Source organism: Gulosibacter sp. 10 (assembly GCF_900163695.1).
GTDB lineage: Bacteria > Actinomycetota > Actinomycetes > Actinomycetales > Microbacteriaceae > Gulosibacter.
Window position 1 is genome coordinate 40,803 of record NZ_FUIC01000024.1, and the last position, 23,677, is coordinate 64,479.

The window sequence follows — 23,677 nt, forward strand, 5'->3', positions numbered from 1 at the left end:
ACGAACGAGAACAACGAAGTTTCACAAGGAGATACGAATGTCGGAGAAGAACGTCGCGTTCATCACGGGTGCGACCGGAGGACAGGGCCGCATCGCGGTCGAGCGCTTCCTGGACGAGGGATACCGGGTCGTCATGGCCGATCTCTTCGCGGAGCCGGTGCAGCGCGTGCACGCGGAGATCGTCGAGGCCCGACCGGACGCGGAGCTGCTGGCGCTCGTGGTGGACCAGTCCGATGAGGAGTCGCTCAGGGAGGCCGCCGCGAAGGTGCGCGAGTGGTCGGGAAGGATCGACACCCTGGCGCTCTTCGCCGGGGTCGTGCAGCGCGACGGGCTCCCGCTGCTCGACATGCCCACGGAGGAGTGGGACCGCGTGCACGCGGTGAACCTGCGGGGCGTCTTCCTCGCCTGCCGCGAGCTCGTGCCGCTGATCCCGCACAACGCCGGCGGCTCGGTCGTCACCATCGCCTCGTGGTGGGGGCAGCGGGCGCATCCGTTCTACTCGGCCTACTGCACGTCGAAGGCCGGCGTCATCAGCCTGACCCAGGGGCTGGCCGCGGAGTTGGCCGACTTCGGCATCCGGGCCAACGCCGTCTCGCCCGGCAACATCGACACGGCGATGCACCGCGCCGCGCTCGAGGGGGAGGCCGCCGAGCGCGGCATCACGGTCGAGGAGATGCGGGACATCGAGTACGCGAAGATCCCGCTCAAGGTCGCGGGGCCGCCCGAGGCCATCGTCGACGCGGTGTACTGGCTCGCCTCCGACCGGGCGTCGTACGTCACGGGCGCGACCATCGACGTCAACGGCGGCGTGCTGATGCGGTAGCCGCCGCGAGCCGCCCGAGGGCGGGCGCCGCTCGAGCCTGCGGGTTCGGGCGGCGCCCGCCCTCAGGGGGTTTCCGGGGCCGCGCGCGATCCGTTCCCGGCGCCCCGACGGGCCCGGATCGGTGCCGCGAGGCCGCGGGCGCCGCGGCTCTCAGGCGCCGGCGTCGCGGAGCCGCGCGGGCGGGGCCGTGGTGGAGCTCCTGACCACGAACTCCGGGGTCAGCATGATGCGCACGGGGACCGAGGACTCCGCGTCGTCACCGGAGAGCGCGAGCCGGGCGCTGTGCCGGCCGATCTCCCAGCTCGGCAGCCGCACGGTGCTCAGCGGCGGGGCCGCGTGGTCGATGAGCGGGGCGTCGTTGTAGCCCACCACGGAGACGTCTTCGGGGCAGGAGAGGCCGAGCTCGTCGACCGCGTCGATGGCGCCCAGAGCCATGAGGTCGTTGTGCGCGAAGATCGCGGTCGGCCGGTCCCGCGCCGGGCCCTCGACGAGCAGACGGCGGGCGATCCGCCGGCCCTCGGCGATCGTGCTGGTGCCGGCGATGTCGTCGGTCGAGACGTCGCACACTCCGGGCGCCGCCGCGATCGCCTCGAGGTAGCCGCGGCTTCTGCCGACGAATGAGGAGATGGTCGGGTCGCCGCGGAGCTGCGCGATGCGCCGGTGCCCGAGCCCGATGAGGTGCTCGGCGGCGATCCGCGCGCCCTGCGCATCGTCCTGCAGCACCTCCCTGCGGCGGTCGGTCACGCCCTTCCCGGGGCCGGTGTCGAGGAACGTGCGCACGGCGAGGATGGTCGGCACCTGGGCCTCGATCGCGGCGATGAACGGCTCGTCGGTCATGTGGGCCGCGCTCACGATGAGCGAGTCGATCCGGTTGGCGATCAGCCGCGTGACGACCCGCTCGAGGGTCTCGGAGTCGTCGTGGGTCTCCACGACCAGCGGCATGACGCCGTGCGGCCGGGCCTCGGCCTCGATGCCGCGTATCAGCTGGACGAAGTAGGGGTTGGCGAGGTCCGCGACCACGACGCCGACGGTGCTCGTGGTGCCGTTGCGCAACGACTGCGCGACGGCGTTCGGGCGGTAGCCGAGCCTCGCCGCGCACTCGACGACCCGCGCGCGGGTGGCCGGGTTCACGAGGCCGGACTGCGCCGGGTTGAGCGCCCGCGAGGCCGTGCCGACGTGCACGCCGGCGAGCTCCGCGACATCGCGCAGCGTGGGCGGGCGGGGCGCGGGCCGACGGATCAACTCGCGCCCCGCCCGCCGTCCGGACGAGACCGGTGCTCGGGTGCCATGGCGTCGCGGGCTCGGGGGATCAGAGCGGGTTCGCCACGATGAGGTCGTCCGCGGGGTACTTCGTGATGACCACGGGCCCCTCGTCGGTGAGGACGACCTCCTCCTCGATCCGCGCCGCCGAGTAGCCGTCGCTGGCGGGGCAGTAGGTCTCGACCGCGAAGACCATGCCGGCCTTCAGCTCGACCGGCTCCCGGTAGCTGTTGAGGCGCGAGACGATCGGGCGCTCGTGCAGGCCGAGGCCGAGGCCGTGGCAGAACTGGAGGCCGAACGCCGAGAGCTCGTCGTCGAAGCCGAGCGACTTCGCGGTGGGGAAGAGCGTCGCGATCTCGTCGGAGCCGACCCCCGGCTTGAGCGCGGCGATGGCGTTGTCCATCCACTCGCGGGCCTGGCTGTACGCGGAGCGCTGCGAGCCCGTGGCCATGCCGACGTTGAACGTGCGGTAGTAGCAGGTGCGGTAGCCGTTGTACGAGTGGATGATGTCGAAGAACGCCTGGTCGCCGGGGCGGATGATCCGGTCGGTGAAGTTGTGGGGGTGCGGGTTGCAGCGCTCGCCGGAGATGGCGTTGATCGCCTCGACCTGGTCGGAGCCGTACTCGTAGAGCTTCTTGGCGGCCATCGCGACGATATCGCTCTCGCGCACGCCGGGCTTCAGGGATTCGACGATGTCGACGTAGGTGCCGTCCACCATCGCGGCCGCCTGGTTCAGCAGCATGATCTCGTCCCGGCTCTTGATCTCGCGAGCGTCGAGCATGTGCTGCTGCGCGTCCACGACGGTGAGGCCCTGTCGCTGCATCTCGAACATGAACGGCGGCTCGACGATGTCGACGCCGACGGGTTCGTCCTCGAGTCCGAGATCGATCAGGATGCCGCGGATCTCGCGGACCGCGTCCTCCATGAGCCCCGCGGTCGGGGCCACCGCGCCGCGGAAGCCGAGGAATCCGGGATGGTTGTGGTCGTGCTTGAGCCACGGCGAGTACAGCTGGTGGTGCTTCACCGCCGACCCGAAGTCCCACAGGTGCGGCTCGCCGTTGCGGGTGAGCAGCGCGTAGCGGATCATCTTGTCGCCCAGGGCGCCGCCCACCCAGGACTGGGTCGTGTACCGGATGTTGTAGAAGTCGAACAGCAGGAAGGCGCCGCAGCCGCTCTTGTCCAGCGCGGCCTGCGCACGGCCGAGCCGGTAGTCGCGGAGCCGGCCGAAGTCGACCCGGTTCTCGTAGTCGACCGCCATGTGGCCAGGGGCATGGAGCGGGCGCGGAGTGGCTGACTCGGTCATTGAAGCCTTCTTTCAAGTGGGTGCGTCGGTGCACGCGCAGCTGGCGTTCTCGTGGAGCCAAGGTAACAGCCATTGCTATCGTTTGCAAACAAGTTGTCGTGCCGATGGAGATGGCTGCGAAGGCGGGTTACTCGTTGCTCTATCAGGCATAACGCGGCGGTTGCGCCGGTGCCGATGTTGACGCATCGAGGCGGTCGGCGATACTCTCGAAGCTGAAAACTTGCAATCGATTGTACATTCGCCCGCCATCGCCGACGGGCGGTTCCGGACCGGAGGAAGGCACCCATGGCCGCACTGCAGAGCATCAACCCCGCCACCGACGAGGTGCTTCGGACGTTCGAACCGGACGGCGAAGCGGCGATCGAGGAGAAGCTCGCCGCCGCATCCGCTGCGCTGCCGCGTCTGCGGGCGCTGGGATTCGACGGGCGCGCGCGGCTGATGGTGCGGACGGCCGAGCTCCTCGAGGCGGAGGTCGAGGAGGTGGCTGGGCTGATCACGGCCGAGATGGGCAAGCCCATCGGCCAGTCGCGGGCCGAGGTGCTGAAGTCGGCGAAGGCGATGCGCTTCTACGCCGAGCACGCGGAGGACTTCCTCCTGGGCGAGGAGCTCGAGGACCCCTCGGTCGTGGGCGCCTCGGCCGCGTACACCGAGTTCGAGCCCATCGGCGTCGTGCTGGCGGTCATGCCCTGGAACTACCCGATCTGGCAGGTCGTGCGCTTCGCGGCGCCGGCGCTGATGGCGGGGAACGCCGGGCTGCTGAAGCACGCCTCCTGCGTGCCGCAGGCGGCGGCGTATCTGGGCGCGCTGTTCGCGCGGGCGGGATTCCCCGAGGGGGCGTTCGCGACGCTGATGATCGGTTCCTCCCGCGTCGAGGAGGTGCTCCGCGACGATCGCGTGGCCGCCGCCACGCTGACCGGGTCGGAGGGGGCCGGGAGGGCGGTGGCCGCGACCGCCGGCGACTCGTTGAAGAAGACCGTGCTGGAGCTCGGCGGCTCGGATCCGTTCATCGTGATGCCCTCGGCCCGGCTCGAGGACGCCGTCTCGACGGCGGTGCAGGCGCGCACGAGCAATAACGGGCAGGCGTGCATCAACGCGAAGCGGTTCATCGTGCACGCGGATGTCTACGACCGGTTCGTGGAGCTGTTCGCGGAGCGGATGGGATCGCTCGCGGTCGGCGAGCCGACGTCCGAGGAGACGCAGATCGGCCCGCTCGCCAATGCGCAGGGCCTCGCCGACATCGAGGAGCTCGTCGAGGACTCGCGCGCGAAGGGCGCCGAGGTCCGCGTCGGCGGCTACCGGATCGGCGAGGTCGGGTGCTTCTACGCCCCGACCGTGATCGACGGCCTGACCCCGGAGGCGCGGCTGTGGCGGGAGGAGGCGTTCGGCCCGGTGGCCTCGGTGTTCAGGGCCGAGTCGCTGGACGACGCCCTCGCGCTCGCGAACGACAGCGAATTCGGGCTCGGATCGGCGTTCTGGAGCGAGGACGACGACGAGATCGTCCGGGCGCGGCGCGAGCTCGAGGCGGGCGCCGTGTTCGTCAACGGCATGACGATCTCCTATCCCGAGCTCCCGTTCGGCGGGGTGAAGAAGTCCGGGTACGGCCGCGAGCTCTCGAAGGAGGGCATCCGCGAATTCTGCAACCTGAAGACCGTGTGGGTCGCGTAGCGCTCCGGGGGTGCCCTCCGGGCGGTGCCCGGCGCCGCGGATGCGATAGCGTCCACCAGTGACCTCCGAACGCGCCTGGCTCAAACCGCTCCTGCTCGTCATCGCGGTGCTCGTCGGCGTGGGCAGCGCGACGCAGTCGCGCATCAACGGCACGCTCGCGGAGACGGTCGGCAGCGGTCCGCACGCGGCGGCCATCGCCTTCGGCACGGGGCTCGCCCTGCTGCTGCTCGTGACGGCCTGCGTGAAGAGCGCCCGGACCGGGCTGCGCCGGACGATCGCGGCCGCGCGGGGCGGCGAGATGCCCTGGTGGGGCTTCCTCGGCGGCGCGTGCGGCGCATCCTTCGTGCTCGCCCAGGGGCTCTCGGTGCCCTTCCTCGGCGTGGCCGTGTTCATGACCTCGATGGTCGTGGGCCAGCTGCTCGGGTCGCTCGCGGTGGACCACTTCGGCTGGCTCGGGGCGCCGGTGCAGCGGATCTCGTGGATGCGCGGCATCGGCACCCTCCTCGCGCTCCTGGCCGTCGGCTTGGTCGGCCTCGGCGGGGGCGTGACGCTCGGGTCGACCGGTTTCATGGCGATCGGCGCGGTGGCCGGGTTCCTCGTCGCGCTGCAGCTCGGCATCACCGGCACGGTGCGGCAGCACGCCCGGGAGTCGGTGAGCCCCGCGCTGATCAACTTCGCGGTGGGGTTTGCGGTCCTCCTGGGCGCCGCCCTCCTCGCCTCGCTGCTCGGGCTGGTCGAGTTCTCGGGGCTGCCGCGCGAGTGGTGGCTCTACCTGGGCGGCGTGATCGGCGTGATCTACATCTTCGTGACGGCCTCCGTCGTCCGCGGGCTGGGCGTCTTCATGCTGTCGCTCTCGCTGGTCGGCGGTCAGCTGGTCGGCTCGCTCTTCTTCGACCTGCTGTCGGGGCACTTCAGCTGGCTGCTGCTGTGCGGCGTCGTGCTCGCGTTCGTGGGCATCCTGGTCTCGCATCTCGGCGCGCGGCGAGGGCGATAGCGCTGTGGCGACCTGGTGTTCGATGATAGCCTGCGGTACTTTGGTACCCGAAGAGAGGGGGTGGAAGTATGCCCAATGCGCTTTCGCCGATCAAAGTCGACGCGAGTACGGACGAACTGATTTCCCATGCGGCGCACTTCCTCGGTACTTCGAAGAAGCACATCGTCAATGACGCCGTTCGCGAGTACGTGGAGCGCCATCGGGACGAGATACAAGAGGCCGCGCTCGAGGCGTTGCGGACGTTGGACGGCACGACGAAAAGCGCTGTTCAGCTGCTTACCGGGGCGACCGACGCGGAGCTCGACGAGCTGGGCGGGCTGCGCGGCTGATCGCATGTCGTAGGCGGGAACTATCGTCACGGCATGAGCAATGGTGTGCGTCCGACGAAACGATGTCTCGACGATCTGGATCTCGGGTTCCCGCCTCTCGACGTGCCGTTGGAGGGGCTGAACCACGAGTTGATCGCGAAGGCGCAACGGCTTCCTGAAGAGCATGCCTCGGGAGGTGCCGAGCGGGTGCGGTCGTCGCTCCGATCCACGAGCCCTCCGTTCATTGGTGGCTGGTCGCCGCGGGTAAGCGACGGTCCGATAGCAGAACAAGCGATTTTTACGCTCGGCTGGAGGAAGAGTGCAAGCGATCCGCCAAGCAACTCGCGGATGGTCCTCAGGCGGTCAGTAGCGAGCACCTCCTCCCGCAAGCGCTCGATATCCGCAGACTCGAGCACGAGCGGATCGCGCTCGGTGCGGTCGCGCTCCAGGCCGCGGTACGGGAGGCGATTCGCAGGTCGGCGCATTGCGGCAGACCAGTCTCGACATCGGCGGGACGACAACGACTGACCGCCTGGGTCGCGACTCGGGAGGGCGATACGTATCTGGCCATCATCGCGGCAGGCTTCCTCGACCCGAACATCATCGCGGTCGTGTTGGATTCGGTGCCTGGCATGGGGCGAGATGATTGGATGGCGGAGCCCGCCGAAGTGCTGGGCATCGCGCCAGCTGCTGGGCAGATCGTATTCTCCGGCATGCTTCCGCCGCAATCGCTGGCTGGGCTGCTGGACGACTCGGCAGGAAAACCCCGCTAGGCATTCCGCCGTCCGGCCGGTGCGGCTCAGCCCGCCATCGCCTGCATCGCGGCCCACTCCTCCCACATGCGCTTGAGGTCGTGCGCCTCCTCGGCCTGCACCGAGACCCCGCGCTCGCCGGTGCGGCGCACCGTGCCGCGGATCACCAGCAGCTGCGTGCCGAACAGCACGGGCCCGCTGCGCTCCTGCGCCTCGTCGAAGAACACCGCGTCGGCCACGCCGCTGCCGTCATCCAGGCTGATGAACACGGTGCGCTTGCCGGTGCGCATGGGCGGGGTCTGCGTGGCCACGCGGATGCCGGCCACGGTCACCTCGGCGCCGCCGCGCAGCCCGAGCAGGTCGCCGGCGGGCGTGACGCCGAGCTCGTCGAGCAGCGGCCGGTAGCCGTCGACGACGTGCTCCGAGAGGTCGAGCGCGAGCGCGTCCAGCTCGACGCGCACGAGCTCGCGCGGGGTGAGCTCGGGCTCGCCGGTCGGCTCGACGGGCTTGTGGCCGGCGGTGCCGATCTCGAGGGGCAGCTCGAGCGCGTCCGGGGCGACGGGCCTGGGGCGGATGCGGGGCCGGCTCCGCACCGCGGCGAGCAGCTCCCCGCGCGTGAGCCGCTCGGGCTCGAGGGAGTCGAGCGCGCCGATCAGCGCCAGCCGCTCCGCGAGGGACCGCGAGGGCCGCGCCCGGGTGAGGAAGTCGCCGAGGCTCTCGTAGGGCTGCTCGGCGAGGATGCGCTGCTGCTCGGCCTCGCTCATGCCGCGGATCTCGGCGAGGGCGAAGCGGATGCCGAGGTCGCCGATGCGGGTGGCCCGGCCCGGCGGGGTCTCGCGCACCCGCTCGACGACGAAGCGGTCGGTGGAGATCTGCACGTCCACGGGCAGGATGGGGATGCCGATGCGGCGGGCGTCGCCGAGCAGCAGCCGCTTGGGGTACATGCCCGGGTCGTGGGTGAGCAGGCCGGTGAAGAACTCGGCCGGGTAGTGCGTCTTCAGCCACGCGCTCTGCCAGGTCGGCAGCGCGAAGGCCGCGCCGTGCGCCTTGCAGAAGCCGAACGATCCGAAGCCCTCGAGCACCTTCCAGATGCGGTCGATCTGCGCATCGCTGAACCGGCGCCGGCCCTGCTTGTCATGCTGTTTCGCGGTCTCCGTGCGGAACTCCGCCTCGATGCTCTCGGAGCGCTCCATCTGCCGACGCCGGTTGTCGGCCTCGGCGAGCGAGATGCCCATGCACAGGTGCAGGATGCGCAGCACCTGCTCGTGGTAGATCACGACGCCGTAGGTGTCGCGCAGGAACGGCTTGAACTCGGGGTGCAGCCAGTCCGGCGATGCGAAGCCGTGCTTGACGTCGAGGAAGGGCGTGATCATGTTGCCCTTCATCGGCCCCGGCCGGAACAGGCTGATGTCGGCGATGAGGTCCTCGTACTCGTCCGGCTGCATCTTGCCGATGAGCTCGCGCTGCCCGGGCGACTCGATCTGGAACATGCCGAGGGTGTTCGTGGTGCGGATGTGCTCGAACGTCGCCTCGTCGTCCTTCGGGATCTCGTCGAGCTCGACCCGGCCCGTCGCCGACACGTAGGGCGCATCAGAGGCGATGCCGCCGCGTACCGCGGCCTCGGGGCCGTGCACGCGCTCGATCTCGCCGACGGTGTACGCGAGGGAGGACTGCATCCGCACGCCGAGCACGTCGAGCTTCAGCAGCCCCATGTCGTCGATGTCCTCCTTGTCGAACTGGCTCATCGGCAGTCCCATGCCGCTCGGCTGCACGGGCGTGGTGGACAGCAGATCCGCGTTGCCGATCAGCACCCCGCACGGGTGCATCGAGAGGTGTCTCGGCAGCCGGTCGAGCCGCTCGGCGAGGTCGATGAGCAGGTTGAGGTCCTGCTCGGTCTCGGCGCGGGAGGCGATCTCCGCGAGCTCGGGCTTCTTGTGCAGCACCTCGCGGAAGCGGCCCGCGTTGAAGCGCCACAGCGATTTCGCGATCTCGTCGATGCGGCGCTCGTCGAAGCCGAGGGCGAGCCCCGCGTCCCGCGCGGCGCCGCGGGCCCGGTAGGTCGAGTGCATCGACAGCAGCGTCACGCGGTCGCCGCCGAAGCGCTCGAAGATAGCCCGGTACACGTCGTGCCGCCGCGCGGATTCCACGTCGATGTCGATGTCGGGCAGGGTCTCGCGCTTGTCGCCGAGGAAGCGCTCGAACAGCAGGTCGTGCTCGAGCGGGTTCACGTTCGAGACGCCGAGCAGGTAGTTCACGAGGCTCGAGGCGCCGGACCCGCGGGCCTGGCTGCGGATGCCCATGCCGCGGATGAGGTCGGAGACCGAGGCGACCGCGAGGAAGTACGTGGCGAAGCCGAAGCCGTTGATGATGCCGAGCTCGCGGTGCAGCCGCTCGTCGAGCGGCCGGCGCCGGTCGCCCACGGGGTCGTCGAAGCGCTCGTTGAGCGCGACGAGGCAGCGGTTGCGCAGCTCGCGGGCGGGATCGCCGCGGATGCCGAGCAGCTCGGGCTCGGGCACCTTGGGCTGCTTCCAGCCCAGGTCGGCCGCGGGATCGAGCCGGCAGCGCGCGGCGAGCTCGGCGGTGCGGTCGAGCAGCTGGTCGGCCGCGGCGGCGCGGAGATCGGTGCGGGCCACGATGCGCCGGGCGAGCTCGCGCATGTGCGCGGGCGGCTTGAGCCAGGCCTGCGAGTTGGGCTGCAGCGGCGCCTCGTCGAGCGGCTTGAGGGCCCCGGCGGCGTCGAGCACGTCGCCGGTCACCGCCTCGTCCTGCTCGAGGTAGCGCACCTGGTTGGTGAGCACCGCGGGGATGCGGCAGGCGTGCGCGAGCTCGAGCATCCCGGCCGCGTGCGAGAGGGATGCGGCCGAGCCCGGCTCGGTGAGGTGGCACACGGCCTCCACCACGAGCGCGCCGGGCAGCCGGTCGCGCCAGCGCTCGAGCAGGGTGCGCGCCCACCCGGGCTGCCCCGCGGCGAGGGCCCGGCCGACGTCCGACTGCGGCCCGAGCAGCACGGTGCCGAGCAGGTCGCGCTCGCCGAACAGGAACGGGCCGAAGCGCGTCGGCTCGACGGAGGCGCGGTGCTCGCGCCGCTGCGCCGCGGTCGCCCTGCGGGGCGGCACGTGCGCGGCCGAGATCAGCCGGCACAGCGCGGCCCAGCTCTGCCCGCCCGTGCCGCCGTGCGCGAGCACCGCGACGCGCTGCGGGGCGGTGCGCCCATCCGCATCCCGCAGCGCGAGGTCCGCCCCGACCACCGGCGCGATCGAGGCCTCGATGCAGGCGCGGACGTGCCGTACCGCGCCGTAGAGCCCGTCGCGGTCGGTGATGGCCGCCTCGGCGGCGCCGAACTCGGCCGCGCGGGCCACGAGCGCCTCGGGCGCGGCGGTGCCGTGATGCATCGAATGGGCCGAGGCCACATGCAGGTGGGGGAACATCTACGCGAACAACCTCATCTCCAGCTCGGGGTTCCAGGCCTGCTCGAGGCGCCAGCCGGCGCCGAGGCGCGCGAGGTCGAAGACGCCGTCGAGGGGCTCGAGGCCCGCGGCGAGCGGGATCGCATCCACCCGCCACACCGCGCGATCGAGCGGGGGCGCCGCGCCGCGCGCGGCCCGGGGCGCGCCGCGCCACCAGGCCTCGCGGCGGCGCAGCCAGCGCTCGGGCTCGCCGACGACGCCGTAGGGGACGCCGCGCCAGACGAAGCGAACCGGCGTCTCGCGCACCAGCTCGACGATGACGGGCTCATCGATCACCATGTCCTCTCCCCACTCCTCGATCGAATTCCTGTTCGATGCAGAGCGTAGGGGGAGCCTACGACATTTGTGCGATCCGCGACAGCGTCAGGCGCTGGGAAGGATGAGCGCCGGGTCGTTCTCCCGCACGCGGCCGACGCGGGGATCGACCGCGTGCATCCGCAGCCGCGTCGAGACGGCCTCGGCGCGGTCGGCGAAGTCGGCGAGGAGGTTCGCGTCGCCCGCGCCGGGCGCGAGCCACTCGTCCACGTCGCCGCGGTCGAGGAGGATCGGCATGCGGTCGTGGATCTCGCGCATCCGCTCGCCCGCGGCGGCGCGGGTGAGGATGCTCGTCGACAGCAGCCAGCCGCCCGCGGGGTCGCGCCACCACTCGTAGAGGCCCGCGAAGAGCGTCAGCGCCTCCGGCGTGCGGATGTAGAACGGGGTCTTCGAGCCGTCCGCGTGCTTCTGCCATTCGTAGTAGCCGTCGGCGGGGATGACCGCGCGGCGGCTGCGGACGGCGTCGCGGAAGGTCGGCTTCTCAGCGGCGGTCTCGCTGCGCGCGTTGATCGCTCGCACGCCGACCTTCTCGTCGGCGGCCCAGCGGGGGACGAGGCCCCAGCGCGCGAGCTCGAGGCGGCGCTCGCCCCCGGCGTCGACGACGATCGGGATGCGGTCGGTGGGCGCGACGTTGTAGGACGGGGCGATCTCCTCCTCGGTCGGCCTGGTGACCTTGAACTCGACGACGAGCTCGGAGGTGGCTCGGGCGATGACGAAGCGGCCGCACATGGTGAGGAGTCTATGCGGCCTGGCGTGCGGGGCCCGAAGGTGCGAGCGTCGCAGGAGTCCACGGCCGTCGACCGGAATGCTCTCCGGTGCGGCAGAGCCCTGCATTCCGCTCGCAGCGTCGTATCCGGCGGGGCCGATCCTGCCGAATCATCGAGGTTTTCCCAAGTCATAAAAGTAAATCTGCCGTCACTTCGAGTCAAATATGTTCATGCGCGTCATAGGCGCGTTAAAAGCAGTGCGCCCTCTGCGCATATGAGCCACACTGGGCCTCGAAACTCCGACGACTCGAACGGAATCGATTCCGAACGATCGGTTCGATAGTCGGTGATTGATAAAGCGATTCAGGAGGAGTAATGGCAGACGAAACCTCGACTTCATCCTCGGGCGGTGCCGATGAGCAGTTGCCGGAGCACACGCTGCCGAGCGGTGCGAGTCTCGAGGGCGATGCGGATGACGCCGATGCCGAGAAGCGGGTATCCAGACGAGGTCTGTTCACCGGCATCGGCATCGGCGCCGCGGTAGCGGCCGCCGGCGCCTTCGGGGGCTGGTGGTTCCTGGAGAGCCGTCGTCCGACCCCGATAGATACGAGTGGTCTGACCGTGACGAACTCGTGGGCCGACCGGGAGCTGCTGATCACGTCGCCGAGCGGCGTGTGCGAGGCGCCGCTCGCGGTCGCCTATGAGAACGGTATTTTCGAACAGGCCGGGCTGAACGTCACTCTCAAGAAGACGGGGAGTGGGGAGAATATCGTGGAGGCGGTCGGGTCGGGGACGTACATCGCCTCGAACGGCATATTCTTCAATTATCTCGGACCGATTTACAACGGTACCCCGGTGAAGCTCTCCGGAGGACTGCACTACGGATGCCTGGACCTCTATACGCTCACCGACGGTCCGATCACGCAGGTTGCCGATCTCAAGGGGCGGAAGATCGGTGTGGATAACCTGCAAGGCTCGGCGACGAACTTCTTCTCGCTCGATCTGCTCGATGTAGGCATCAACTCCAGCCCCGATGCGGGTGAGGTCGAATGGGTGGTGATCGAGCAGACGCTGCTTCCCGAGGCGCTCAAGAGCGGGAGAGTCGACGCCGTCGCCACCAGCGGCGGCTTCCTTCCCATCATCGAAGCGGTGGAACAGGGCTGGGCGAAGGAGCTCTCGAACAACAACGGGCTCAGCCCGAACTCCGATCAGCCCTGCTGCGCAGTCGTGCTCAACAACACGTTCGTCGAGGAAGACCCGATCACCGCGGGCAAGCTCGTCACCGCCTGGGCGGAGGGATCTCGGTGGGTGGGCGCGAACTATCAGGAGACGGCGGAACTGATCTCGGACAAGGAATACGTGGCGGGGACGCCGGCGGAGATCATCCCGATCCTCGAAACGCTCACCTTCGACCCCTCATCGATCGCGTTGAACGAGGTGCTGAAGCCCGGTATCGAGAAGTACATCAAGACCGGGTTCCTGCCTGCCGACACCGATGCGCAGGCGCTCGCCGATCAGGTATACGTCGACCTCGGACTCAAGTACTGAGGGGGCGGGCCATATGACGAACTCCACCGACACGGCGGCGCCCGCCCCGCTTGCGATTCCAGGTTCGCGAGTACCGCCGACCGATTCGACGTCCGAGGGCCGGGCGCGCATCGGCGCGGCGCTCGCGAGAGCGATCGACCCGGTGCGGATCAAGCCCGCGGTCGTGGCCCTGGGCATCCTCTCATGGATCGCGGTGGCGGCCATCTCCGCGTTCGTCTCCGATCATCCAGAGCTGCCGCTCAGGGATGCGCAGTACATCGCCGAGGCGAATCCCGCCTCGATCGTCATCGCACTGGTGGTGGCGGTGATCTGGACCGGGCTGTGGGCGCTCTCGTACAGCAGTACGCGCGTCGGGGCCTGGGCATACTCCCGCGTGGCGAGCGGCGCGGCCTGGCTGCTCGGCTCGGGCGTGTTCTTCGTGTTCTGGATCTTCAGCACCTCGAAGACGCTCCTGCTCCAGCCGCCCTATCTGATTGCCCCGCAGGAGATCCTCGAACGGCTGTGGGATACGCGCCTGGTGCTCGGCGAGAGCGTGGTGAACTCGCTCGTGCTGGTCTCGACGGGCATCGTCCTCGGCGTGATCGCGGGACTTGCGACCGGAATCACGATCGGCTGGTACCAGGCGGCGAACTATTGGGTGCACCCTATCCTGGTCTTCATCGGCCCCGTGCCGGCGCTGGCCTGGGTCCCCATCGTGTTCGTGCTCTCGCCGAGCTCGTTCGCCGGTGCGGTGTTCATGATCGCGTTGAGCGTGTGGTTCCCGATCTCGGTGCTCACCAGGGCGGGAATCCTCAGCGTTCCGCGATCGTATTTCGACGTCGCGCAGACGCTGGGCGCGAAGAGCTGGTTCCTCGTATGGAAGATCAGTCTGCCCGCCGCTCTGCCGAGCATCTTCACGGGTGCGTTCATGGCGCTGGGCAGCGCGTTCGCGACGCTGGTGGTCGCCGAGAACTTCGGCGTCAACTCGGGCCTGGGCTGGTACTTGAACTGGAAGAAGAGCTTCGGCGACTACCCGGGGCTGTACGCGGGCATCGTCGTACTCATCGTGCTCTGCGGCCTGGCGCTGACCCTGCTGTTCCGCATCCGCAATCATGTGCTGCGCTGGGAGAAGGGGCTGACCAGATGGTGACCGAACCGAGCGGGCGCCGCCCGGCTCCCGAATCCCCGACCGCGGCCTCTCCGGCCGGGGCGGCGATCGATATCCTCGATGCCACGCAGGCCTTCCGCAGCGGCGGCGGCGATCTGCTCGTGCTCGACGACGTCTCGATCTCGATCGCTCCGGGCGAGTTTGTCGCGCTCGTCGGCCCGAGCGGCAGCGGGAAGTCGACGCTGCTGCGACTTGTCGCGGGGCTGGACGAACCGCTTTTCGGGAAGGTGTACGTCGACGGCAGAACGGTGACCGGGCCCGACCCCAGCCGCGCGCTCGTGTTCCAGGATCCGACGCTCTTCCCGTGGCGCACTGTTCGCCAGAACGTGGCAACAGGACCGCAGGCGCTCGGCATGCTCGGCAATTCGCAGCGGAGGATCGACGACGTGCTGCGGCTCGTGCATCTCGCAGACTTCGCCGATGCCTGGCCATCGCAGCTCTCGGGCGGTATGGCGCAGCGCACCGCCCTCGCGCGTGCGCTGGTCAACGATCCGTCGGTGCTGCTGCTCGACGAGCCGCTGGGCAAGCTCGATGCGCTGACTCGCCGTCATCTGCAGGGCGAACTGCTCTCGTTGTGGGAGGAGCGACGCTACACGGCACTCCTCGTCACGCATGACGTGAGCGAGGCGCTCGTGCTCGCGGACCGAGTGATCGTGTTCTCCCCGCGGCCGGCGCGGGTGCGCGAGGTCGTCGAGGTCGGGCTCGACCGTCCGCGGGATCAGGCCTCGCCCGAGTTCGTGCGGTTGCGCGAAGCGATCCTCGCGCTGCTGGACGAGGACCAGGCGAATGAAGCGGAACGCGCGTAAACGCGCAGCCACCACCTATTCGAAAGGCTGAAGAAGTGTCTCGATACCGTACCCTGCGTTTGCGCGTCCCCCATGCGGCGGCCGCCGTGATCCTCTCCGTCGTACTGCTCTTCGCGGGGGCCACGGCAGGCCACGCGCATGTCACCGTCGAAGCATCGAGCACCGAGGCGGGATCCTGGGCCGTGCTGACCTTCAAGGTGCCGACGGAATCCGACACCGCCTCCACGACGGGATTGCGCGTGCAACTGCCCGTCGATGCGCCGCTGCTGTCCGCGCAGACGCAGCCGGTGCCCGGCTGGGAGGCCGAGGTGGTGCGCAGCGAACTCCCCGAGCCCGTAACGGACGACCACGGCAACACCATCACCGAGGCGCCGACCGAGATCATCTGGACGGCCACGGGGGAAGGCCTTGCACCGAGCGAATTCGGCGAGTTCAAAGTATCGGTCGGCCCCTTGCCCGAATCGGGCACCCTGCATCTGCCCGCCGTGCAGGTCTACTCCGACGGCGAAGAGGTCGACTGGGTGCAGCAGGCCTCCGCGGGGACGGAGGCGGATCGCCCGGCGCCGAGCATTGAGATCACCCCGGCGACGCCCGATGGCGATCAGGACGCCGCCGTGGACGCCGCGCAGCCCGAGGAAGCCGGATCGCAGAACTTCCTGGGGTGGGCATCACTCGCCGTCGCGGTGCTCGCGGTGCTGCTCGCCGGGGTCGCACTGCTGCGCAGGCCTCGCGTGCGCGACGCATGAGCGGCCGCAGCACGTCGTCTCGTCGAAGTACCGCCGCCGCGCTGCTGTTCGTGGCGGCGGTGCTCGGCGTGCTCGTCGCGCTGCAGCTCCTTCCCGGCCAGCGGCCGGCTCCGGTTTCGGCGCACGCCAATATCGTCTCCACCTCGCCCGAGCACGGCGCCGAGCTCGACGAGCCGCCCGCCGAGGTCGTGGTCGTGTACGACGAACCGGTCACATTCGGCCCGTACGCCGATGCGGCGACCGTGGTCAACCTGGAGGGCGAGCGCTTCGACGCGGGGCCGGCTCGACTCGATGAGAGCCGTACACGGCTCACGATCCCGATCCAGGCGGATCTGCCCGAGGACGCGTACATCGCGAGCTGGCGCGTGGTATCGGCGGACACCCACCCGGTGGGCGGATCCCTGCAGTTCGGATACGGGGTGCCCGCGAGCGTGCTGGCGCCGTCCGAGCCCGAGGAGCCGAGCTCGGCGCTGACCCTCGCGGTGGGACTCGTCAAGGGAGTGCTCTATCTGGGGCTGGTGATCGCGTTCGGGGTGCCGGCGGCTGCGGCCGTGCTCGGCGTGTCCGAAGCAGGGCGGAAGCGCATTCGCACGGGGACGGTGCTCGGTTTTGCCGTCATCGCCCTCGCAAGCCTTCTGCAGCTCGTCACGCAGTTCCTCTGGTTGCGATCCAGCGGAGGGATGCAGGGCGAGGCGGCACTGGCCGATGTCCTGGAATTCGCCCGTTCCGAATACGCGATGCCGGTCTGGGTGCGTATGGCGCTGCTCGGCGCCACGCTGCTGGCGTCGAAGGGTGGGAGCGAGCGTCGCCGTCTCATCGTGCTGCTCTCCGGAGGTGCGGCGGCGCTCGTGACCGTGGTGCTGAACGGTCACGGCGGCGGTTCCCCGGTGGCCCTCATCAGCACGGTGCTGCATGCCGCGGCGGCGACGGCCTGGCTGGGAGGGCTCGTCTCATTGGCCGTGCTGATGCTGCGCCGAAGGCTGAGCGAAGACGGCTTCCGTCGTATGGGGCGATGGTCCCTCTACGCGACCATCTGCGTCGCCGTGCTGCTCGCTTCGGGGATGCTGCAGAGCGTCGACGCAGTCCGGTATCCGCAGGCGCTCTTCGAGACGACGTATGGATGGATCCTGCTCGCTAAACTCGGGCTCGTCGCGTTCGCGCTGCTGCTCGGCGGCCTCGGATGGCGCTGGGTGCGCCGGGTGTCGCGGGACAACCCGGATGGTCGGCCCGCGCCGGGGCAGACCGCCCGCCTGCGAAGGCGGGTGCGCTGGGAGGCGGGCGCGGCGGCGGCAGCGATCGTGGTTTCGGGGTTGTTGTCCTCGCTCGAGCCGGCCGGCGACGAGTGGGCTCCGCTCGCCCTACAGGAGGCCGAGATCGGCCCGTATCACGTGACCGTGCAGATCGCCCCGGCCCGACTGGGCCCTCAGACGTTCAAGGTCACCGTGCTGCCGCTCGATCCCGCGCAGCCGAACCCGCCCGAGCTGGGCGTGACGCTGCAGCAGGTCGACGGCGTGCTGGGCGACCTGCCCGTGGAGTTTCCCTACCGGCTGCCCGCGCCGCTGTCCCCGGGGGAGGCCGTGCCGGTCACGTTCACGAGCGCGGCCGTCAATGTGCCCGAGACCGGCGAGTGGGAGGGCACGATCACCCTGGTGGTGGATCGTCTGGAGCAATATTCCGGCACTGTCCGGTACGAAGTCCGCTGAGGCGGATGCGCCGCCACGGCGGCGGGAGGCCGGATCAGCTGCCCCAGCGTTCGCGTTCGTTCGCGTGGGTGGGCAGATAGGCGCCGGGGATGAAATGGGTGTCGTAGAACTCGGTATCGAGATGCTGCGCCTGCAGGTAGTTCTGGATCCAGACGCTCGGCACTGTCCCCGGGAACTTGCCGAAGGCGCTGTCGATGTACTCGGCCTGGACGGTGATGAGGTCGACGAGCCGGTCGTCGAAGGGCGCGGCGGCGGCGCGGACCCCGGTGCTGTCCTTCCAAGGGCCGGGCGTCGCCGGATGGAACGGCCCGCCCGGGCCGAACTTGCGCTCGACCAGCGCTTCGACAGCGCCTCGCATGGAGCCGAAATGCGGGCGGGTGAGGCTCTCGAAGAGGCCTTCGCGGCCGGTGGGATTCGGGATCGACCAGCGGTCGTCCTCGTCGTAGCGGAAACCGAGTCCGGGAACCCTCGGGTCGCCCGATGCGCCGAGCACGGAGAGCCGGTCGAGGCCGTCGAAGCTCCACCCTCCCAGGCCGATGGCGCCGAGCGCGAGGTGGCCTGCATAGGTCGAGGTCATCAGCTCGGCGCTCGCCTCGGCCAGCGAGTACTGTTCGACGAAGCTCAGCGGCTGCGGGTCGCCCCAGTGCGCGAGGGTGTCCGCGAAGCGTTCGAGCCCGGGGATCTCGCGTCCGTTGATGTCGTCATAGACGACGTATCCGTTCTGTGCGAAGAACGCGATGTTCAGCAGCGTCTGCTGGGCGAGATCCGCGACGGGAATGACGAGCAGGGAGCCCGGATGATTGCCGATCCAGGTGTTGTGCCCCTCGAAGTACGGCTGCTCACGGGGGAGGAAGAGCCGCTGATCTCCGATGCGCACGACCCGGGTGAGGAGCTCGTTGAGCGCGTCCTGCACGGCGTCGCCGCTGTCGAAGGTCTGTGCGTTCAGCCGGTTCGTGAAGGCGCCGTCCCTGGTGGGGAGGTAATAGGTGCCGGAGTCGTCGGTGAAGAAGAACTGCGTGGTGTGGAAACCGGCTGCCGACGGGAAGGTGCGGCCGATCGCCGAGCCCGAATAGTTGGGCAGCTGCGGGGCGTAGCCGGGGTGCCGCGTGATCGCGTGGTGCCAGCCCGTCTGTCCTGCGGTCGTGGCGAGCACCAGTGCGCGTTGCAGAGAGGTCAGCGGTCGGGCCGGCTGCCTGCTCTTGAACGCGAGCACGCCGTCCGGGATCTCGCCGCCCGCGGGGAACCGCCGCGACCGGCGCCCGAAGAGCGCCGAGTACAGAGGGAAGCCGGCGAGCTCGGCGAGTGCTGCGCGTTCGCGGTCGTCGAGCTCGATCGCCGGGATGCCGTTCTTGAAACTCGTCATGGGCCCAGTCAACGGGGATGCCGGACCCGAGTGCAACGATGTGGCGAAGCATTACGCCGCGTTGCCTGCCCGCGACGGCAGCCGCAGCAGGGCCCCGGGCTCCCGGCACCGGGCCGGCAGACGAGCGGCGCCCGGCCGAGCCGCTGTCCCGGCGAGCCGTGGCGGCCGCGCCTGCGTGTTCCGGCATGTGACGGCGGGTGTTCTCGAGGCGGGCTGCGAAGGCTACTGTGCACTCATGGCAGGCCGCACGAGATCTTCGTTCCGCACTTCGTCCATCGACGACCGTGTCGAGTTGGGGCCCGGCCTCGTCGTGCCGCCGCAGGGCTACGGCGCGATGTCGCTCACCGATATCTACGGCGCGGTCGATGAGAAGGATGCGCTCGCGACGCTCGCGCACGCCGTCGACGCCGGCGCGACGCTCATCGATACGGCGAACATCTACGGGGACGGTCGCAGCGAGCGCATCATCTCGCGTCTGCTCGCGTCGCGTCGCGATGAGGTGCAGGTGGCGACGAAAGTCGGCATCGTTCCTTCGGGAACGCCGGGGAAGCGGAAAGCGTCGAATGACCGGCGTCATATCCGCGAGCAGATCGATCTCAGCCTCCGGCGTCTCGGCACCGACCACGTCGACCTGTACTACCTGCACCGCATCGATCCCGAAGTCCCGATCGAGGAATCGGTCGGGACGTTGGCCGAACTCGTCGACGAGGGAAAGATCCGCCATATCGGCCTCTCCGAGGCCACCGGGGACGAATTGCGCCGCGCCTCGGCGGTGCACCCGATCGCGGCCGTCCAGTCGGAGTGGAACATCATCAGCCGCGACGTCGAGCCGGGGGTCGTCCCGGCGGCGCGCGAGCTCGGCATCGCCTTCGTCGCCTACTCGCCGTTGAGCCGCCAGTGGCTGACGGGGCGTTACGACCCGACGAGGTGCGAGGAGGGCGACAGCCGTCCGCAGATCTTCCCCCGGTTCGCACCCGAGGCGCTGCGAGCCAATCAGCCCGTGCTGGAAGAAGTGCTCGCCGTCGCCCGCGAGCTCGATGCATCCCCCGCGCAGGTGGCGCTCGCGTGGGTGCACGGCAAGGCGGCCGAACTCGAGCTGCCGGTGGTGACGATTCCGGGAACTCGCCTTCCGGAGCGCGTGGACGAGAACATCGCCGCACTCGGCATCGCGCTTCAGCAGGTGCACCTCGGGCGGCTCGAACCGCTCGCGGATCGCATCGAAGGCTCGCGCTCCTTCGACCCGGCGTGGATCTCGTCGGGGCGCGAGTAGCGCTCCGAGCACGGACGCGCAGTCGGGGGCGGAGTTCGCCGCGGCACCGTTCGCGTGCATGACTTCGGCGCCTTCCGCGCGACGCTGAGGAGGAGCGTGCCCGAGGCGTCCGTGGACTGCGCCCGCAGTCCTCCTCGGCCGGTCCGGCGACTCTGCGCGCGATGGCGAGCGGGGATGCCTGCCGGGCATCGACGAAGCGGCGGCAGTGTGTGCGCAGGGTCGAGGGCCGTCGCGGCCACATGTACGCATAAGAACGCTACTTGACAGCTTATCCGTACATGTGTGAGCATCGTCAGCGTGATCGCCGCTCCGGGGGGATCAGTGACCTTTTCTTGAACGAAGGAGTTCAGATGTCTACGACTTCTGATGCCGGCGCGGCGCAGCAGAGCGACCGCGGCTGGTTCAGACGGCTCAGGAAGCCGATCCTCTCCGGGTGGGCGGGCACCACCCTGGAATTCTTCGATTTCCAGATCTACGCGCTCGCCGCGGCGCTGGTGTTCAACCGGATCTTCTTCCCGGAGCTCGACCCGGCGCTGGGCATGCTCTCGAGCTTCGGCACCTACGCGGTGGGCTTCTTCGCCCGCCCGATCGGCGCGATCTTCTTCGGCTGGCTCGGCGACAAGAAGGGGCGCAAGCTCGTGCTGGTGGTCACCATCGGCATGATGGGCGTCTCGACCATGCTGATCGGCCTGCTGCCCGACTACCACCAGGTCGGCATCCTCGCGCCCATCCTGCTGCTGCTCCTGCGCGTCGTGCAGGGCCTCGGCGCCGGTGCCGAGCTCGCGGGCGCCACGGTGTTCCTCGCCGAGTTCGCGCCCAAGCGCAAGCGCGGCATCGTCTCGGCCTTCGTCGCGCTCGGCACGAACTCCGGCACGCTGCTCGCCTCCTTCACATGGCTGCTGCTCGCGATGATGCCGGAGGACATGCTGCTGAGCTGGGGCTGGCGCATCCCGTTCGTCGCCTCCATCCTCGTGACCCTGTTCACGCTCTACATCCGCCGCCACCTCGACGAGACCCCCGTGTTCAAGTCCATCGAGGAGCAGGAGGCGGTCAAGCAGATCGAGGCCGAGACGGCCGCCCGCGCGGAGCAGATCGAGGAGGCGCGCAAGCCGCTCGGCGAGATCCTGCGCAAGGGCTGGAAGACCTTCCTGCTCGCGATGATGCTGCGCATCGGCGAATCCGGCACGACGTACCTCTACCAGACCTTCCTCGTCGGCTACATCGCCACGACGCTGCTCATGGACCGCTCGATCGCCTCCGCCGGCGTCATGGTGGCCTCGCTGCTCGGCTTCATCACGGTGCCGCTGTTCGGCCTGCTCGCCGACAAGTACGGCCGCCGCATCATCTACCGCTACGTCTCGCTGTTCCAGGCGCTCTTCGCCTTCCCGGCGCTCGCCTTCCTGCAGACCACGAGCGTGGCCTCGGTGATGCTCGCGCTCATCGGCGGCATGAGCATCGGCATGCTGGGCATGTACGCGGTGCAGTCCTCCTATCTGCCGGAGATGTTCGGCAGCCGCTACCGCTACACGGGCCTCGCCGCGGCCAAGGAGATCGGCGCGCTCGTCTCGGGCGGCATCGCCCCGGTGGTCGCCACAGGCCTACTCGCCTGGTTCTCGAACTCCTGGATCCCGATCGCCGTGTACATCTCGGTGCTCGCCCTCATCGCCTTCGTCGCGACCTTCATCGCCCCCGAGACGGTGGGCCGCGACCTGACCCGCGAATCGGACGCGGTCGACGACCCGGACTACGCCGGGCGGTCGAGCGCCGAGGTCCTCGCGGAACTCGACCAGCCCATCCCGACTCCCGAAGGGGGACACCGATGACCTACCAGTTCTCGACCGACCGCGACGCGACGGGGATCGTCCTCGACGTGGGCGGGGACCGGGGAAGGCCGCAGTACACGCGACTGCAGGTCGTGCGCATCGACGGCACCGGCGAGCACTCGCTGCGCGTCGACGACGAGGAGCTCGTCGCCATCCCGCTCTCCGGCGGCTTCGACATCGAGCGCGAGGGCGAGGTCCACCGCCTCGCCGGACGCGAGTCGCCCATCCACGAGCTCACGGACTTCCTCTACGTGGAGCCGCACTCGGCCGTCACGATCCGCGGCGAGCGGGGCGCGCGCATCGCCCTCGCCTTCGCGAAGGCGGAGCGGGGCCCCGCGACCCGGGTGGTCGCCCGCGAGGAGGTCGGGGTGAGTATCCGCGGCGGGGGCACGACCTCGCGGCAGATCAACGCGCTCGTCGGGGAGAACGCCGCCGAGTCCACGTCGATCATCATCGGCGAGATCCTCACGCCGGGCGGCGGCTGGTCCTCCTATCCCGCCCACAAGCACGACGACGACTCCGAGGAGGAGAGCGAGCTCGAGGAGATCTACTACTTCGAGATCGACGACGGCGAGGGCCCGGAGGGGCACGGCTTCGCGTACCAGCGGGTGTGGAGCGCGGACGACCGCGAGCTCGACATCCTCGCGGAGGCGAAGCACGGCGACGCGATCGCGATCCCGCACGGATGGCACGGGCCGGTGGCGGTGGCCCCCGGCTGCACGCTCTACAACCTCTACCTGATGGCGGGTCCGAACGGGCCGACCTGGAATATCACGGACCATCCCGAGCAGACCTGGATCAGGTCGACCTGGGACGGGCAGCCGCCCCATTCCTCGCTTCCCATCGCGCAGTAGGGTGTGACTCGATGCCCGGCGCATATCGACTTGCGCCGGGAATTCGAGAAGAAAGAGGTCCGCACTGATGAATCCCGATATTCCGCTTTACGAGCAGATCGCGAGATCGATCGAGGCGAGGATCATCTCCGGGGAGCTTCCCGTCGGTGCGAATCTCGAGAGCGAGGCCACCATGATGGCGCAGTTCGAGGTCTCGCGGGCGACTGTCCGGCAGGCGCTCGCGAGGCTCGAGACGAAGGGCCTCATCCACCGGAGCCGGGGCGTGCCGACCACCGTGGCGCGGCGCACCATCGTCCGGCCCACGGAGTTCCACAGCCTCTTCGAGGACCTCGTGGGGCCGGGGGTGGAGATCGACACGAAGGTGCTGGTCTTCGAGTACATCCCGTGCTCGCGCGAGATCCGGCGGCTGTGCCGGGAATTCTCGGTGGGGGAGCCGCTCGCGCACTTCCGCCGCCTGTGCCTCGTCAACTCGACCCCCATCGCGGTCTTCGAGACGTGGATGCGGGAGTCGCTGGTGACCTTCACCAAGCCGGACCTCGAGAAGCGGAGCCTCTACCAGCTGATCACCGAATCGGGGGTGCAGATGGTCCGCGCGCACCAGGAGCTCGGCGCGCGCAGGTGCACCGCCGAGGAGGCCGAGCTGCTCGATTCGGAGGAGGGCGCCCCGGTGCTCACGATGACGCGCAGCAGTTATGACGAAAACGATGAACTCGTGGATTTCGGAATCCACGTTCATCACGCCGATCGACACGTGTTCACACAGGATCTCGTTCGGCGACATCCCCAATAACGATATCCGCGGCACGATACGCCGCGGATGCCA

Annotated in this window: 19 protein-coding genes; 13 read left to right on the plus strand and 6 right to left on the minus strand. The window is 69.4% G+C overall.

Annotated features, from left to right (window positions below):
• The first annotated feature begins 37 nt into the window (after nucleotides 1–37).
• Complete coding sequence (locus FM112_RS09415) at nucleotides 38–823, plus strand: SDR family NAD(P)-dependent oxidoreductase (RefSeq protein WP_087006830.1); 786 nt, start codon at nucleotides 38–40, stop codon at nucleotides 821–823.
• A 150-nt stretch (nucleotides 824–973) separates the two neighbouring features.
• On the opposite strand, the gene FM112_RS09420 is transcribed toward FM112_RS09415, so the two are convergent.
• Both FM112_RS09420 and FM112_RS09425 read right to left on the minus strand, forming a co-directional pair.
• The gene (locus FM112_RS09420; protein WP_087006832.1) at nucleotides 974–2,065 is read right to left on the minus strand and encodes a LacI family DNA-binding transcriptional regulator; all 1,092 of its coding nucleotides are present in this window, start codon (nucleotides 2,063–2,065) and stop codon (nucleotides 974–976) included.
• A 67-nt stretch (nucleotides 2,066–2,132) separates the two neighbouring features.
• Nucleotides 2,133–3,386 carry a Xaa-Pro peptidase family protein gene (locus FM112_RS09425; protein WP_087006834.1) on the minus strand — a complete coding sequence of 418 codons (1,254 nt, stop codon included), beginning with the start codon at nucleotides 3,384–3,386 and terminating at the stop codon, nucleotides 2,133–2,135.
• Between the two features lie 285 nt (nucleotides 3,387–3,671).
• On the opposite strand from FM112_RS09425, the gene FM112_RS09430 reads away from it, so the two are divergent.
• From FM112_RS09430 to FM112_RS09440, 3 genes are all read left to right on the plus strand, one after another.
• Nucleotides 3,672–5,051: an aldehyde dehydrogenase family protein gene (locus tag FM112_RS09430; RefSeq protein ID WP_087006836.1), complete on the plus strand. Its 1,380-nt coding sequence runs from the start codon at nucleotides 3,672–3,674 to the stop codon at nucleotides 5,049–5,051.
• A 58-nt stretch (nucleotides 5,052–5,109) separates the two neighbouring features.
• Nucleotides 5,110–6,045, plus strand: coding sequence for a DMT family transporter (locus FM112_RS09435; RefSeq protein WP_087006838.1), 936 nt, complete (start codon nucleotides 5,110–5,112; stop codon nucleotides 6,043–6,045).
• A 68-nt stretch (nucleotides 6,046–6,113) separates the two neighbouring features.
• Nucleotides 6,114–6,374: a hypothetical protein gene (locus FM112_RS09440; RefSeq protein ID WP_087006840.1), complete on the plus strand. Its 261-nt coding sequence runs from the start codon at nucleotides 6,114–6,116 to the stop codon at nucleotides 6,372–6,374.
• 778 nt (nucleotides 6,375–7,152) lie between these two features.
• On the opposite strand, the gene FM112_RS09445 is transcribed toward FM112_RS09440, so the two are convergent.
• The 3 genes from FM112_RS09445 to FM112_RS09455 all read right to left on the minus strand — a co-directional run bounded on the left by FM112_RS09445 (nucleotide 7,153) and on the right by FM112_RS09455 (nucleotide 11,616).
• The gene (locus FM112_RS09445; RefSeq protein ID WP_087006842.1) at nucleotides 7,153–10,533 is read right to left on the minus strand and encodes a DNA polymerase III subunit alpha; all 3,381 of its coding nucleotides are present in this window, start codon (nucleotides 10,531–10,533) and stop codon (nucleotides 7,153–7,155) included.
• The gene (locus FM112_RS09450; RefSeq protein ID WP_087006844.1) at nucleotides 10,534–10,851 is read right to left on the minus strand and encodes a DUF6504 family protein; all 318 of its coding nucleotides are present in this window, start codon (nucleotides 10,849–10,851) and stop codon (nucleotides 10,534–10,536) included.
• An 84-nt stretch (nucleotides 10,852–10,935) separates the two neighbouring features.
• Nucleotides 10,936–11,616, minus strand: coding sequence for an SOS response-associated peptidase (locus FM112_RS09455; protein ID WP_087006846.1), 681 nt, complete (start codon nucleotides 11,614–11,616; stop codon nucleotides 10,936–10,938).
• Between the two features lie 353 nt (nucleotides 11,617–11,969).
• On the opposite strand from FM112_RS09455, the gene FM112_RS09460 reads away from it, so the two are divergent.
• From FM112_RS09460 to FM112_RS09480, 5 genes are all read left to right on the plus strand, one after another.
• Nucleotides 11,970–13,142, plus strand: a complete 1,173-nt coding sequence (locus FM112_RS09460; RefSeq protein ID WP_087006848.1) for an ABC transporter substrate-binding protein — start codon at nucleotides 11,970–11,972, stop codon at nucleotides 13,140–13,142.
• Between the two features lie 13 nt (nucleotides 13,143–13,155).
• Nucleotides 13,156–14,271 (plus strand): ABC transporter permease, encoded by a 1,116-nt coding sequence (locus FM112_RS09465; RefSeq protein ID WP_087006850.1) that lies wholly within the window; start codon nucleotides 13,156–13,158, stop codon nucleotides 14,269–14,271.
• A 119-nt stretch (nucleotides 14,272–14,390) separates the two neighbouring features.
• A complete protein-coding gene (locus FM112_RS09470; RefSeq protein WP_254910433.1) occupies nucleotides 14,391–15,095 on the plus strand; it encodes an ABC transporter ATP-binding protein in 705 nt (234 codons plus the stop codon).
• A gap of 59 nt (nucleotides 15,096–15,154) precedes the next feature.
• Nucleotides 15,155–15,841 carry a YcnI family protein gene (locus FM112_RS09475; protein WP_176386769.1) on the plus strand — a complete coding sequence of 229 codons (687 nt, stop codon included), beginning with the start codon at nucleotides 15,155–15,157 and terminating at the stop codon, nucleotides 15,839–15,841.
• Nucleotides 15,842–15,891: 50 nt separating this feature from the next.
• Complete coding sequence (locus tag FM112_RS09480) at nucleotides 15,892–17,544, plus strand: CopD family protein (RefSeq protein ID WP_176386770.1); 1,653 nt, start codon at nucleotides 15,892–15,894, stop codon at nucleotides 17,542–17,544.
• 34 nt (nucleotides 17,545–17,578) lie between these two features.
• Here FM112_RS09480 and FM112_RS09485 read toward each other — a convergent pair whose 3' ends face one another.
• Nucleotides 17,579–18,907 carry a hypothetical protein gene (locus FM112_RS09485; RefSeq protein ID WP_087006857.1) on the minus strand — a complete coding sequence of 443 codons (1,329 nt, stop codon included), beginning with the start codon at nucleotides 18,905–18,907 and terminating at the stop codon, nucleotides 17,579–17,581.
• On the opposite strand from FM112_RS09485, the gene FM112_RS09490 reads away from it, so the two are divergent.
• From FM112_RS09490 to FM112_RS09505, 4 genes are all read left to right on the plus strand, one after another.
• On the plus strand, nucleotides 18,906–20,177 hold the full coding sequence (locus tag FM112_RS09490; protein ID WP_369678166.1) for an aldo/keto reductase: 1,272 nt from the start codon (nucleotides 18,906–18,908) through the stop codon (nucleotides 20,175–20,177). The genes FM112_RS09485 and FM112_RS09490 overlap by 2 nt on opposite strands.
• Before the next feature lie 350 nt (nucleotides 20,178–20,527).
• Entirely contained in the window at nucleotides 20,528–22,000 is a 1,473-nt protein-coding gene (locus FM112_RS09495) for an MFS transporter (protein WP_176386771.1), read from the plus strand.
• Nucleotides 21,997–22,854 carry a 5-deoxy-glucuronate isomerase gene (gene iolB / locus FM112_RS09500; protein ID WP_087006862.1) on the plus strand — a complete coding sequence of 286 codons (858 nt, stop codon included), beginning with the start codon at nucleotides 21,997–21,999 and terminating at the stop codon, nucleotides 22,852–22,854. The genes FM112_RS09495 and iolB overlap by 4 nt, the downstream gene beginning before the upstream one ends.
• A 67-nt stretch (nucleotides 22,855–22,921) precedes the next feature.
• A complete protein-coding gene (locus tag FM112_RS09505) occupies nucleotides 22,922–23,644 on the plus strand; it encodes a GntR family transcriptional regulator (RefSeq protein ID WP_087006864.1) in 723 nt (240 codons plus the stop codon).
• Nucleotides 23,645–23,677 lie beyond the last annotated feature (33 nt).

Coding starts and splice junctions, on each gene's coding strand:
- FM112_RS09440 (WP_087006840.1), top strand. CDS start 6,114: ATGCCCAATGCGCTTTCGCCGATCAAAGTCGACGCGAGTACGGACGAA.
- FM112_RS09445 (WP_087006842.1), bottom strand. CDS start 10,533: ATGTTCCCCCACCTGCATGTGGCCTCGGCCCATTCGATGCATCACGGC.
- FM112_RS09490 (WP_369678166.1), top strand. CDS start 18,906: ATGGGCCCAGTCAACGGGGATGCCGGACCCGAGTGCAACGATGTGGCG.
- FM112_RS09415 (WP_087006830.1), top strand. CDS start 38: ATGTCGGAGAAGAACGTCGCGTTCATCACGGGTGCGACCGGAGGACAG.
- FM112_RS09455 (WP_087006846.1), bottom strand. CDS start 11,616: ATGTGCGGCCGCTTCGTCATCGCCCGAGCCACCTCCGAGCTCGTCGTC.
- FM112_RS09485 (WP_087006857.1), bottom strand. CDS start 18,907: ATGACGAGTTTCAAGAACGGCATCCCGGCGATCGAGCTCGACGACCGC.
- FM112_RS09460 (WP_087006848.1), top strand. CDS start 11,970: ATGGCAGACGAAACCTCGACTTCATCCTCGGGCGGTGCCGATGAGCAG.
- FM112_RS09465 (WP_087006850.1), top strand. CDS start 13,156: ATGACGAACTCCACCGACACGGCGGCGCCCGCCCCGCTTGCGATTCCA.
- FM112_RS09425 (WP_087006834.1), bottom strand. CDS start 3,386: ATGACCGAGTCAGCCACTCCGCGCCCGCTCCATGCCCCTGGCCACATG.
- FM112_RS09450 (WP_087006844.1), bottom strand. CDS start 10,851: ATGGTGATCGATGAGCCCGTCATCGTCGAGCTGGTGCGCGAGACGCCG.
- iolB (WP_087006862.1), top strand. CDS start 21,997: ATGACCTACCAGTTCTCGACCGACCGCGACGCGACGGGGATCGTCCTC.
- FM112_RS09430 (WP_087006836.1), top strand. CDS start 3,672: ATGGCCGCACTGCAGAGCATCAACCCCGCCACCGACGAGGTGCTTCGG.
- FM112_RS09495 (WP_176386771.1), top strand. CDS start 20,528: ATGTCTACGACTTCTGATGCCGGCGCGGCGCAGCAGAGCGACCGCGGC.
- FM112_RS09505 (WP_087006864.1), top strand. CDS start 22,922: ATGAATCCCGATATTCCGCTTTACGAGCAGATCGCGAGATCGATCGAG.